The 13,002-nt window shown below is 66.9% G+C and carries 10 protein-coding genes; 7 read left to right on the top strand and 3 right to left on the bottom strand.

Translation table 11 applies throughout. The features are described from left to right. Positions 1 to 69 precede the first annotated feature (69 nt). On the top strand, positions 70 to 1,752 hold the full coding sequence (locus tag ACOGJB_RS15740) for an ABC transporter substrate-binding protein (RefSeq protein WP_419838039.1): 1,683 nt from the start codon (positions 70 to 72) through the stop codon (positions 1,750 to 1,752). Positions 1,753 to 1,895: 143 nt separating this feature from the next. Here ACOGJB_RS15740 and ACOGJB_RS15745 read toward each other — a convergent pair whose 3' ends face one another. Then, complete coding sequence (locus ACOGJB_RS15745) at positions 1,896 to 2,636, bottom strand: recombinase family protein (RefSeq protein WP_419838040.1); 741 nt, start codon at positions 2,634 to 2,636, stop codon at positions 1,896 to 1,898. Positions 2,637 to 2,948: 312 nt separating this feature from the next. Between ACOGJB_RS15745 and ACOGJB_RS15750 the strand changes: the two genes are divergently transcribed. The 4 genes from ACOGJB_RS15750 to ACOGJB_RS15765 all read left to right on the top strand — a co-directional run bounded on the left by ACOGJB_RS15750 (position 2,949) and on the right by ACOGJB_RS15765 (position 8,380). Further along, entirely contained in the window at positions 2,949 to 4,244 is a 1,296-nt protein-coding gene (locus ACOGJB_RS15750) for a hypothetical protein (RefSeq protein WP_419838041.1), read from the top strand. Positions 4,245 to 5,793: 1,549 nt separating this feature from the next. Next, a complete protein-coding gene (locus tag ACOGJB_RS15755; RefSeq protein WP_419838042.1) occupies positions 5,794 to 6,198 on the top strand; it encodes a hypothetical protein in 405 nt (134 codons plus the stop codon). A gap of 23 nt (positions 6,199 to 6,221) precedes the next feature. After that, positions 6,222 to 6,446, top strand: a complete 225-nt coding sequence (locus tag ACOGJB_RS15760) for a hypothetical protein (RefSeq protein ID WP_419838043.1) — start codon at positions 6,222 to 6,224, stop codon at positions 6,444 to 6,446. A gap of 227 nt (positions 6,447 to 6,673) precedes the next feature. Beyond that, on the top strand, positions 6,674 to 8,380 hold the full coding sequence (locus ACOGJB_RS15765) for an ABC transporter substrate-binding protein (protein WP_419838044.1): 1,707 nt from the start codon (positions 6,674 to 6,676) through the stop codon (positions 8,378 to 8,380). A gap of 74 nt (positions 8,381 to 8,454) precedes the next feature. Here the strand turns inward: ACOGJB_RS15765 and ACOGJB_RS15770 are convergent, their stop codons facing one another. Next, positions 8,455 to 10,056, bottom strand: a complete 1,602-nt coding sequence (locus tag ACOGJB_RS15770) for an FAD-binding oxidoreductase (RefSeq protein ID WP_419838045.1) — start codon at positions 10,054 to 10,056, stop codon at positions 8,455 to 8,457. A gap of 236 nt (positions 10,057 to 10,292) precedes the next feature. Here ACOGJB_RS15770 and ACOGJB_RS15775 point away from each other — a divergent pair, with 236 nt between their 5' ends. Then, positions 10,293 to 10,532: a hypothetical protein gene (locus ACOGJB_RS15775; RefSeq protein ID WP_419838046.1), complete on the top strand. Its 240-nt coding sequence runs from the start codon at positions 10,293 to 10,295 to the stop codon at positions 10,530 to 10,532. Positions 10,533 to 10,583: 51 nt separating this feature from the next. On the opposite strand, the gene ACOGJB_RS15780 is transcribed toward ACOGJB_RS15775, so the two are convergent. Then, positions 10,584 to 11,813 carry an acyl-CoA dehydrogenase family protein gene (locus ACOGJB_RS15780; RefSeq protein ID WP_419840754.1) on the bottom strand — a complete coding sequence of 410 codons (1,230 nt, stop codon included), beginning with the start codon at positions 11,811 to 11,813 and terminating at the stop codon, positions 10,584 to 10,586. A gap of 103 nt (positions 11,814 to 11,916) precedes the next feature. Here ACOGJB_RS15780 and ACOGJB_RS15785 point away from each other — a divergent pair, with 103 nt between their 5' ends. Continuing rightward, a complete protein-coding gene (locus ACOGJB_RS15785; protein WP_419838047.1) occupies positions 11,917 to 12,960 on the top strand; it encodes an LLM class F420-dependent oxidoreductase in 1,044 nt (347 codons plus the stop codon). Positions 12,961 to 13,002: the final 42 nt, after the last annotated feature.

A 13,002-nucleotide genomic window follows, 5' to 3' on the forward strand; every position in this document is an offset into this window, starting at 1 on the left:
GGGGCTATGACCTCCGGGTGGCCACTATCCGGGGCCGCGGTGGCTGCTGTTCCACCCAGGAGGGGACCCATGCAACTATCCAAGAACCGCTTGCTGCGCTTGCTCGCGCTGCTGTTCGCATTCTCACTCGTCGCGGCTGCCTGCGGGGGGGGGGACGACGACGACGTCGCCGAAACCGAGACTGAGACCACCGAGGACATGGCCGACGGCGAGGACATGGCCGAAGAGGACATGGCCGAGGAGGACATGGCCGAGGGCGAGCCTGAGGAAGAAGCCGGCGGCCTCAGCCAGGACGTCATCGAGCAGGCCTCCGAAGAGGAGGAGATGGAAGAAGATGAGGAGATGATGGAGTTTGACCGCTCCACCATCGAGGGCATCTTCGAAGAGGCCACGTTCCGTCGTGCGCAGATTGTCGAACGGATTACCGCCCATATCGAGTCTGGTGAATGGGGTGTCGGAGACGACAACGTCCTGCGCGGGCCCGAAGGCTTCATGATCGACCTCAACGAGTGCCCTGAGGACTGGTCGAACACCGAGGGCATCACAGACAATGAGATCCGCATCGGCCAGACGGGCCCGCAGTCGGGCACGCTCGCTCTGTACGGCAACGCCCGTCTCGGCTGGCAGACCTACCTCGAGCACGTGAACGCCGACGGCGGCGTTGCCGGTCGCAACGTGGTCATGAAGTCGTACGACGATGCGTACGTGGCTGCACAGACCATCGAGTTCGTCGACGAGCTGATCGAGAACGACAACGTCTTCGCGATTCACACGCTGGGCTCGCCGAACACGCTGGCGGTGTACGACACGCTGAACGCCGAGTGCATCCCGCAGCCGTTCGTGTGGACGGGCCACCCGGCATGGGGCGATCCCGAGGTACACCCGTGGACCACCGGCAGCATCCTGTCGTACTCAACTGAATCCGTGCTGTGGGGCAACTGGATCAAGGAGAACCTCGCCGACGAGCTGCCCGTCGTGGTGGCCGGCCTGGTGATGGACAACGACTTCGGTCTGGCCTACGAGCTGGGCTTCGAGGAATACGCCCACAACAACCCAGACGTGGTGTCTGAGTTCGTGCCGGTGCGTCACGACCCGGCCTCGCCGACGATCACGAACGAGATCACAACGATCGCTGCCAACGACCCCGACGTCTACATCTCGATGACCGCGGGCAACGCGTGCCTGCTGGCCATCCAGGAGGTCGCAGCGTCGGGTCTGAAGGAAGAGATTTCGGCAGCGTTCACGTCGTCGGTGTGCAAGGCGCCGGCAAGCTGGATCTCTCCGGCTGGCGATGACGGCGACGGCTGGCTGATCGTGGGCGGCGGTCTCAAGGACACCACCGACCCGGCGCTCATCGGCAGCGATGCGTTCATCGACTTCATCATCGAGAGCCTCGAGGCCAATGACCTCGATCCGACGATCTCGATGTTCGGCAACGGCTACATGCTGGGCTACCCGTACGTGGAGGCGCTGCGCATTGCTGCGGAGCTGCCTGCGAGTGCGAACAACCCGGCGGGCCTGAACCGGGCGAACTTCATCTTGGCGGTGCGGGCGATCGACATCCATCACCCGATCTTCCTGGACGGCATCACGTTCGCCATGAACGGCAACGCCGATGCGTTCCCGATCGAGGGCACCGATTTCAGCCAGTACGACTCGTCCACGCACTCCTGGATCGTCTCGAACGTCATTGACGTGAACGGCGCTTCGGGCAACTGCGTCTGGGACAAGGACAACGGCGGCTGCAGCTAGGCAGGCGCCGCATCGCAGTCAGCGGCTGCAGCTAGGCAGGCGCCGAACATCTGGCTCAGCAACACGGGCGGCCGTCGCCGCCGGGGTCGTTCCCGGCAGCGGCGGCCGTTTGTCGTGTCTGTGGTTCGTTGTCGTCGGGCGGGTCAGTCCGGTGTGTCGCTGGTTGTGGTGTCGGTGTGGTGTCGGCGTGCCGCTTCGGCTTGAGCGTCGAGCGTGACGGTGGTGAGGGCGTCTCGGGCGGCGCGTACGTTCCATGGGCGCAGTGTTCCGTCGGCGCGGGGGAGCCTTTCGGCGTCGAGCGCGGCGGGGATGGCTCGCCAGGCGACGCCGTCGGCGCGAAGTGCGGCGACGCGGGCGCCGGCGGCGCGTGTGTGGGGGGACGGGGGACGGCCGAGGCGTTTGCCGGCGCGTTTGGCTGCTTGGAGGCCTTCGGTGGTGCGGCGGCGGGTGAGACCGCGTTCGAGTTCGGCCATGGCGGCGATGACGGTGAGCACGGCGCGTCCTTCGGGGGTGCCGCTGTCGACCAGGCCCACGATCGCGAGCCGCCAGCGCTGGGTTTGGGCGCGGTCGGCTATGTCGAGAATGTCTCGGGTGTTGCGCCCGAGTCGGTCCAGGGCGGGCACTACCAGGGCTTTGGCGGTGCCGTCGGCGAGCATCGTCAGAGCGCGGGCGAGGCCGGGCCGCCGGTCGGGCGCGACGTTGCCGGGCACGCTCTCGTCGGCGATCCAGACGGTGGGGGCGATCCCGGCGAGCCAGCAGTGCGCTTCGGCGCGTTCTCGCTGCGCTGAGAGGCCGTGCCCGGCTTCGGCCTGCTGGCCGGTGCTGACTCGGCCGTAGCACACGGCCGGTGTCGCAGTCCCGGAGGCTGGGTTCTTGTCGGCCATGCCCGAAGCGTACCGGTATTCCTTCGTTTTCTAACACGCTGGCGCGAGGCTGTCAAGCCGTCTCGGGCGCTAGGCCGCGCGGAGGCGCCCGCAGCCGATATCCCGCATATCTGCTGAGAGATAGCGGCCTGCACGCAGTGCAGGTTTGACACGGCATGGCGTCGGCCGTGACGGCCGTCGCGGCGCGTGGAAAACGAAGGATTCGCGGCAGCGCCGGCCCTCACGGGCGGCATCAGTTGCATGGGTCCCCCGGACGGACGGCGCAGCCGCGGATCACCCATATACGCCGCGACTCACCGGAGGCACCCGCCCATGCCCACCAGACTCACCACAGCACTGCTCGCGCTGCTCACCTTCGCTGCAGCGCTCGTCGTCGTGCCGCTCGCAACCGCCGAGCCCGCCGATGCGCACACCCGCACCAAGACCGTGCAGCGCTGCTCCTACGACCCATTCGCCGGAAACCAGTGCTGGACCGAGACCGTCAACGTCAGCCACAGCCACGACCCGCCGACCGAAGAAGATCTCTGGGACAAGCCGCGCGATACCAGAACGAGCGAGCAAGCCGCCGAGGACGAGCGCAAACGCGAACAAGCAGAGGCCGAACGCAAACGCGAGCAAGCCGCCGAGGACGAGCGCAAACGCGAACAAGCAGAGGCCGAACGCAAACGCGAGGAGGCTGAGCGCAAGCGCAAGGCGGCCGAGGCTGAGCGCAAGCGCGCGGAGTGCCCCGCAGGCACGACCGGCACACCCCCCAACAACTGCTACCCCCCGCCGCCCGACAACGACGGCGACGACGACGACGAACGAGAGAAAGAGGCCGAGCGCAAGCGCGAGGAAGCCAAAAAGAAGAAAGACGCCGAGAGCACGGACACGCCGCCGCCGCCCACCACCACCACGACGGCTGATCCTTGCGGCGACTACGCAGAAAACCTGATCGACGCGCTCAACAGGGTCAACGACGGCACCAACACCCCGCCCACGCTGCCCACCCGGCCGGCGGCCTGCAAAGGCATGACGACCGCGGAGATACAGACATGGGTGGACAAAGTCGCCGCCCTCTACGGAACAACGGTCGCGAATGCGTGGAGGAAAGTATTCGAATACCAAGGGGAGGCCGCGATCAATGAGGCCGAGCTGCACAGGCAACTCGGCCTAGAGATACTGAAGCTCTGGGACGCAACGCCCGATGAAGCAAAACGGATCATCAGGGCCACCGCAAGCGGCGCCGCCTGCGTCGCACTGACAAAGGCCATAGCCACGACCACTGTGGGCACGGGGGGCGCGGCGGCCCCGGCGTGGATCGCATGGCTCGCAGCCCATCCTGGGACCGTCGGCATCACCTGCCCCGCTCTCGTCGAAGCGGCTGTAATCATCGTCGAGATATTCAGCGGCGACGACAGCGACCCGGACGGCGACGACAGCACCGACGACGCGGCCGACGACAGCACCGACGACGCGCCCGACGACAGCACCGACGACTCGGACTCCGGCGACAGCGACCCGCCCGACGGCGAGAACGCCGAGGAGAACTCGGCGGGCAGCTACTGCGGCCCGTGGACAGCGTTCGCGTGGCGCGCCCTGGTCGCGGCGGGGTCACTCTGTTCGTGAACGGTGCCGGATACAGCCAGTACCAAAGCAGCTACGACAACCGAGATTGGGCCATCGAGCAATGCCAAGCGGCCCTCGCCGGCCTCGGCCAATGACCTGCGCCAGGATCGACCGGTTCTGCAAATGAGCGACCCGAACTACCCTGACACCATGACCACGGCGCGCAGTGGCACCACGACGACTTGGCCGTGGTCCCGCCGCGTGCACGCGAGAGTTTTCTTCTCGGCCTTCGCGTCGTCGCTGGCGATGGATTACTTGGTCGAATGGGGCGTTCCGGGGCTGCCTTTAGTCGCCGTAGTGTTCGCCGCAGTGTTGTGCTACTGCGTCGTGTCGTATACGCGTTTCGTGAGGAAGCGCCGTCGTGAGGCGGCGAGGGAGGCTGCGGCTCGTTAGCGGCCTGTAGAGGCCGCGTGGGCGATGCTGGCCCAGGCCGCAGCAGCACTCGCCGGCCGCCCGTGGCCATGAGGCGTGCTCGACGTCGTGGCCATCCCCGACCGCCGAGCGCACGCCTGCAGGCGACGAACGGCCCGAGGCGATGCCCAGGAGCGCCGAGCGTGACGGGCGCCCGCCGAACGGCCCCAGGCGACAGCACGGCCCCAGGGGATGTGTGGCCATACATCGCCGCCGAACGTGATGAGCCGGCGCCGAATCCATCGTGTTCGCGATCCCGCCGAACCAGAGGCCGAAGAGTTCCGGAACCGACAGCGCGCAATCACCCGCCGCCCCACGTGCTCGACGTGCTGAATAGCCGCCGCCGAACACAGCCGGCTGCGAGCACCCACAGCGCAGCCGCGGCCTCGACCGTGCCGGTACAGCACGGAACACCAGACCGGCGCATCATCCCTGCCGCCGCCGATGTGGCCAGCAGCGCCCGCCAGGCGGGAGCGCTGCAGCGTGCCGGACCGCGCGAACACTGCGACCGGGCGGCCCTCGCGTAACGCCCGAGGTCGTGGCCATCCCCGATGGCTCAGCACGACCCCAGCCGCCGGCAGCGGCCCAGCTCGACGCCGGGCGATGTGTGGCCATGCATCGCAGCGTCGGCCAGGCGGCGCACGGCCGCCGAGCCGTCGTCTTCAAGATCCCGCCGAACCGGAGGCCGAAGAGTTCCGGAACCGACAGCGCACAATCAGCCGCCGCCCCACGCGCTCGACGTGCTCAATAGCAGCCGCCGACAATGCGTCTAGTCGCCGGCGCGCCGATCGCCGCCGAGCTGACGCCAGGTCACACGGCCGCGCAGCCGAGAACCCGCATAGCTGGCGGGAACACGATTTCGGCGCTGCGCTGCCATTAGAACGCCGCCGTGCCGGCCGACAGACGGCCCGAACAGGCCTATAGAGCGCCCACTAGAACCAATCACCGACACGAAACAGCGCCGATATGGGCCTCCGAGGCCCGAAATCGGCTCCCAATCAGCCCAGCACCGACAGCGTGCAAGCAAGCGGCTCCGGCTGTACTTGCCGCGCTTGCGAAGCTCCTCGAGTCTTACGGGGAGAGCCGCGCCGAGGCAGCCGAGGGCGAGCGACAGGCGTACGAAGCACTTCGCAAGGAGATGACGAAGGCTTGGAACTACGACCTCCCCGGGCAGGAACACATAGACGACGCCGCTACGTGGGCAAAATGCTTTGCCTTCGTCATGGCTTTTGGAAAGGCCAAGGGCAAAGCCGCCCAGGTAACCGGCATCAAGGCAGCGGTGGCCGGATTGGGTTGCGAGAAGGTCATTGAACATTTCGAAATCGACGACAGCGACCCTGACGCGGACTCTGACAGCGGCGACAGCCCCAGCGGCGACGGTGACGACGACAGCAGCGGCGAGGGCGACGATCCGTCGTTAGAGGGATCGTGGCGTGACGTGGTGGAGCGGCACGCGCCCGTGACCAACGATGAGCAGCGGGCTCTCTACAAGCGCTATATGTGCCAGAAGTACGACGACTTCCCGCCGGGGCACTGCCAATGAGCGCCCCGCACTACCCTGAACCCATGAGCACCGACGCCGAGTCACTGCTCCAGCCGCAATGCAGCCGTTCGACATTCTGGGCGTGTGCAAGCATCTTTCTCTTGCTCTATGTCGCCGACCGGTTTTCGGGGTGGCATGCCCTAGCCGTCGTGTGCGGCATCGGCATAACCGAAGCTCTTGATAAGTGGGCCGAGCGCCGACGCGAGGCGGCGCACGAAGCGGTTATGGCTGCTAGGCGGTTGGACTGAGGCGAGGCTGCAGCGGCTGCCGCTGGGCAGGCGTTGAACATCTGATTCAGCCACACAGGCGGCCGTCGCCGCCGAGATCAATCTCGGCAGCGGCGGACGCTTGTCGCGCTTGTCTGAACACGTTCAGGGCAAATCGACCCTGCGTGGGCCATTAGGGTCAGCCGAACCGTCTGGCGTCTGAGATCTTCTCGGTCGTCGGTGCGGCACGACAACGCAAGGGGATTCCCATGACAGGATCACGCCGAGGGCTGTGGCGCTTGCTGGCGCTGCTGTTCGCGTTCTCGCTCATTGCAGCCGCGTGCGGTGGCGGTGACGACGACGATGCAGACGGCGGCTCGACCGACGCGGGCACGCAGACGGCCGACGACGACATGTCTGACGAGGACATGGCGGACGAGGACATGTCTGACGAGGCTGAGCCGGAGGATGAGGGCTCGATCGGCGGCGGCATCACCCAGGAGGCGTTGGAGGAAGACGCCGCCGAAGGTGAGGGTGACATGGCCGATGAGGACATGGCTGATGACGGCATGGTGTCGGTCAACATCGACGATTTCGATCTGTCCACCATCGACGGGATCTGGGAGTTGGCCGCTGCGCAGCGTGGGGCCATCGTGGCCAATCTGACCGCGGGCATGGAGGCCGGCGAGTACGGCGTGGGCGACGACGGCATCTTGCGGGGTCCGTCGGGATTCGAGATCGACATGAATGAGTGCCCGGCCGACTGGTCGGACACGACGGGCATCACCGACGACACGATCCGCATCGGCCAGACGACCGTGAAGTCGGGCAATCTGGCCGCCTATGGCGATATCACCGTCGGCTGGGAGAACTACTACGAGTACGTGAATGCGACCGGCGGTGTGGACGGCAAGGACATGGTGCTGATCTCCCGTGATGACGGTTACGTGGCTGCTCAGACCATCGAGTTCATCGATGAGCTGATCGAGTCTGAGAACGTCTTCGCGCTCCACACGCTGGGTTCGCCGAACACGCTGGCTGTGTACGACCAGATCAACGACGAGTGCATCCCGCAGGTCATGGTGGCAACCGGTCACCCGGCTTGGGGCGACCCGGTGAACCACCCGTGGACCACCGGCATGCAGATGTCGTACTCGACCGAGGCGATCCTGTGGGGCAACTGGATCAGGCAGAACCTGGCCGATGAGCTGCCCGTCAAGGTGGCCGGCCTGGTGATGGACAACGACTTCGGCCTGGCGTACGAGCTGGGCTTCGAGGCATACGCCCACGCCAACCCCGATGTGGTGTCGGAGTTCGTCCCGGTGCGTCACGACCCGGCGGCGCCGACGCTGACCAACGAGGTCACCACGATCGCCGCAGCAAGCCCTGACGTGTTCATCTCGATGACGGCGGGCAACCCGTGCCTGCTCGCCATCCAAGAGGTCGATGCCTCGGGCCTGCTCGACGACCTGTCGGTGGCGTTCACGCCGTCGGTCTGCAGGGCAGTGGCGGCGTACATGGCGCCCGCAGGCGACTCCGCGGACGGCTGGTGGAACGTGGGCGGCGGCGTGAAGGACTCCACCGATCCCCAGCATGTCGACGAGCCATTCATCGCGTTCTTGCGCGGCGAGCTCGCAGACCGGGGCCTCGATCCTGAGATCTCGCTGCTGGGCACCGGCTACTACTTCGCGTACCCGCACACCGAGGCGATCCGGGTGGCCGTGGAGCTGCCGGGCGGGCTGACCAGGACGAACTTCATCCTGGCCGCACGGTCGCTCGACATTTACCACCCGCTGCTGCTCGACGGCATCAACTTCGCAGCCGACGGCGCGGTGGACGGCTACTACATCGAGGGCTCGGACTTCAGCCAGTACGACGCCGACGGGCAGACGTGGGACATCGTCGGCGATATCGTTGACGTGAACGGCGGCTCGCCGAACTGCGCCTGGGACAAGGACAACGGCGGCTGCCGCTGATCCTTCCTCACTGAGCGACATAGCGGCCGCCGCCGCCGGGATCAATCTCGGCAGCGGCGGCCGCTTGTCGCGTTCTAGGGGTCGATGAGGACGCCGGGGTTGAGGATGCCGTTGGGGTCGAGTCGCTTCTTGGCGGCCCGGACGGCTTCGGCGAACAGCTCGGGGCGCTGGCGGTCGTAGGCGTTGGGGCGGTGCATGCGCCCGACGGCGTGGTGGTGGGTGGCGGTACCGCCTGCCGATTCGAGCGCTTCGTTGGCTGCGTCCTTGACGGCTTGCCACTGCTCGAGCTCGCCGCCTGGGGTGCCCATGCCCGACCACGTGTAGTACGGCGCCGGGCCGTCGGTGTACACGTGGGTGAACCGGCATGACAGCGAGTGGTGCTCGCCGAACACCTCGGCCAGCACCGCACCGACTTTTTCGCGCACCACGGCATCGAATTCGGGCCACTGGTCCCAGGTGATCGCGGTTTCGAAGGTGTCGTTGATGAGGCCCAGCGAAGTCTCCACGCCATTGCCGACGCCGATGAACGCGCTGCGCCAAGCGCCGACGGCACCGCCGCGCCCGGTCGGGGTGCCCGTTCCGTCGTCGATCTGGATCTCGTCGTCAGGCACGTGGCCGTTGCAGCCTCGGGCGATCTCGACGGCCTGGGCGATGTTGTGGCGCTGTGTGAGTTCGGCCGATTCGAACGACACGATCACCAGCGCATGCTCGCCGTCCATGCCTGCTGCCCGTCCGGCTTCGGCCGGGTCCAGGATCCGCAGGTTGGCCGGCCACATCTTCGCCTGGACGAGGTGCCGCACGGCGTCGTAGCCGGCTTCCCACGACGGGAAGGTGATGCCGGCGGTGGCGCGGAACGTGGGCCGCTTCTGGATGCGCATCCACGCTTCGGTGATGATCCCGTAGATGCCTTCCGAGCCGATCACCATGCGGTCGGGGCTGGGTCCGGCCCCCGAGCCGGGCAGCCGGCGCGACTCCCACCAGCCCGAGGGCGTGATCATCCGAGTCGACTCGACGAACTCGTCGATGTGGGTGTGGTTGGTGGCGTAGTGGCCGCCCGAGCGTGTGGCGATCCAGCCGCCCAGCGTCGAGAAGCGGAACGACTGCGGGAAGTGGCGCAGCGTGTGCCCGCTGGGCCGAAGCTGGTCTTCGAGGTGGGGGCCGAACACGCCGGCCTGGATGCGGGCCGCGCGTGACACGTCGTCGATCTCGAGCACTTGGTCGAGCCGGTCCAGTGAGATCACCACGGTGGGTCCGCGGTCTTCGGGAGGCGTGAGGCCCCACACCACCGACGAGCCGCCGCCGTAGGGCACGGCGATGTAGCCGTTGGCGTCGCACCAGTCGAGCGTGGCCTCCACCTCGGTCTCGTCGCGAGGGTGCGCCACGACGTCGGGAGGGTTGGGGAAGTCGAGGTTGAACGCCCGGACGCGCTCGGTGAAGTGGGCGCCGTAGGCGTAGCGAGCCCGGTCGTAGGTGCTCACCGAGCACCAGCCGGCGACCGAGTCGGGAATGGAGATGCGCGGGGGGCGAAGGTCGGCGTCGTCCACCGATGGGACCGGCTTGGCCACGATCTCGGTGCCGTACTGGGCCGAGAGCTTCTTGGCCAGCTCGGCCCGCTCGGCGTCGGTCGGTTCCTCGGATTCCAGGCACCATGCCCAGAACGACTTGCGGTCTGCCATTGCTCATGCCTCCACGTGCGTGCCAGTCAACCTAGAGGGCCTGCAAGCGAGCGGCCCAGCGAGCATGCCGGGCAATGGCGGACCAGCCTCCAAGCCCAGGGTGAATCATTGGCGCAACGTCCGGGCTGAGTTGCCGCAGTGCATCCACGAGACCGAATTCGGCGCTGCGGCCGACGCGATGCACTTGTCGAGCGTCATGCTTCGAATGTGCCAGCGTGTCCAGTACAGTCACGATCGTGAGCGAGGCCGACTCCATGCGGGACTGGCTGGGTGAGATGTTCGCCCAGCTTGGCGAGCGTTTCGATGCTGTCGATGAGCGCTTCGCCCAGATCGGCGAGCGTTTCGATGCTGTCGATGAGCGCTTCGCACATGTCGATGTGCGCTTCGACCGTCTCGAAACCCGTATCGACGAGGCCGCCGCGGTGAACGGCACTCTGATCGACGAAGTGGCTCGCATCAATCAGCGCCTCGGCTGAATCGGCGTCACACCAAGCACGTCCCGAGCCGGGTCGGTGGCGCGAGGCGGTTCAGTCGTCGGCGAGCAGTGCCCTGCTGATGACCAGTTTCTGAATCTCGCTCGTGCCCTCGCCGATGATCATCAGCGGGGCGTCGCGGTAGTAGCGCTCCACCGGGTACTCGGTGGAGAAGCCGTTGCCGCCGTGGATACGCATGGCGTCGAGCGACAGCTCTGCCGCTGTCTCGGAGGCGAACAGCTTGGCCATGCCCGCGGCCAGGTCGACCCGCTCGCCGGCATCGGCCTTGCGGGCGGCGTCGTAGGTCATCAGCCGCGCAGCGTGCAGCTTGGTGGCCATCTCGGCGATCTTGAATGCGATGGCCTGGTGCTTGGCGATGGGCTTGCCGAATGCCTCGCGCTGCTTCGCATATGCCACCGCTGCGTCGTAGGCAGCTTGGGCGACGCCGACGCCCCGGGCAGCCACGTTGATGCGGCCGAGTTCGAGCGCCGTGAGTGCCCAGCGCAGGCCGTTGCCGATGCCTCCGGGTCTGTCGAGACCGTCTCCATTGAGCCTGTCTCCGTCGAGTCCAGCGCCACCGAGCACCCGGTCGGCCGGGACGCGGTGATCCACATACGACATCTCGACGGTCTCCAAGCCGCGGTAGCCGATCTTGTCGATCTTGCGGCTGACCGTGATGCCGCCCGAGTGCGTGCCCGGCGTCTTGTCCACCAGGAAGCAGGTGATGCCCGAGCTTCCCGACGGGTCGCCCTCGGGCACCCGTGCCAGCAGCGCCACGATGCCCGCACGCTCCCCGTTGGTGACCCACATCTTCGTGCCGTTGATGACGAATTCGTCGCCGTCGCGTACCGCACGGCACCGCAGCGCGCCGGCATCAGAACCGCTGTCGGGCTCCGACAGCGAGAAGCAGCCCCGCAGCTTGCCGGTGGCCATCTGGGGGAGGGATCGGTCTTGTTGGGCCTGGGTGCCGAAGCGCTCGATGAGCTTGGCGCAGATGAGATGGCTGTTGACGATGCCCGCCAGCGACATCCACCCTCGCGACAGCTCCTCGATCACCCGGGCGTAGGTCACATGGTCGAGATCGAGCCCGCCGTGCGATTCGGGGATCGTCGCGCCGAACAGACCGAACGCCTCCATCTGGGCGGCCATCTCGGTCGGGTATTCGTCGGCCAGTTCCAGCGCTGACGACCCGGGCACGACCACCTCGTCCACCCAGCGCCGCAGCGTGTTGATGATCTCGTCAGCGACCTCGTTGGCCTCGCCGACGGATCCGGCATCGGACATAGCTCCCGCATCCGCGGGTGGATTGTCACTCACACCTGGGCCTCACGATGTTGTGGCCTTGCTATTACCATGCAACCGACCTCGAAGCAGACGGAGTTAGACGATGAAGATATCCATGGCAATCGGCGCCGGTGCGAGCTTGGACCCCAAGCGGCTCAGCCAGCATGTTGCCGACCTCGAAGCGGCCGGTGTCGACATGGTGTGGGGCGGAGAGGTGTACGGCTTCGACTTGGTGTCGACCCTGGCATTCGTGGCCGGCAAGACCGAGCGCATGGAGATCATGACGGGAATCCTGCCGATCTACTCCCGCAGCCCAACGATCTTGGCCCAGACCGGCATGACCATCGACACGCTGTCGGAGGGCCGCTTCATCTTGGGCCTGGGCACCTCGGGGCCGCAGGTGATCGAGGGCTGGCACGGCGTGCCGTTCTCGAAGCCGCTCGGCCGCACCCGCGACGTCATCGAGATCTGCCGCAAGGTGTGGTCGGGCGACCGGGTCGTCCACGACGGCAGTGCCATCAGCCTTCCCTACGACGGCGGAACTGGCCTGGGCAAGCCGCTCAAGCGGATGGGCAAGCCATATCGCACCGACATCCCGATTGCAGTGGCCTCAATCGGGCCGCGCAATGTCGAGCTGACCGCCGAGCTGGCCAACGTGTGGCAGCCGATCCACTTCCTGCCCGAGAAGTTCAATGATGTGTGGGGCGATTCGCTGGCAGCGGGCGGCGCCCGCCGGGCCGACGGCTTGGGCGATCTGCAGATTGTGGCCGGCGGCACCGTCGCGCTCGGCTCGGGCCCGATGGTCGATGCGGTCCGCAAGGGCGTGCGCGACAACGTGGGCTTCTACGTCGGCGGCATGGGTGCCCGCGACAAGAACTTCTACAACGACCTGTTCAAGCGGTACGGCTACGTGGACGAGGCCGAGAAGATCCAGGACCTCTTCCTGACCGGCAAGCGCGACGAGGCCTTCGCCGCAGTGCCTGACGACTATGTCGACCGGGCCAGCCTGACCGGCGATCCCGAGCGGGTGCGCGAGCGCGTCGAGGTGTACCGCTCGGTCGGCGTGGACTACCTGGACATCACCGTTCCGCCCGAGACCGAGAACCCCCTCGAGGTCATCTCCCAGGTCAAGGCCTGGGCCGAGTAGCCGCCGCCCGTGACGGTAGATAGCGAGCTGGTTCTCGCGGGG

The organism is Candidatus Poriferisodalis sp. (assembly GCF_965208895.1).
GTDB lineage: Bacteria > Actinomycetota > Acidimicrobiia > Acidimicrobiales > Poriferisodalaceae > Poriferisodalis.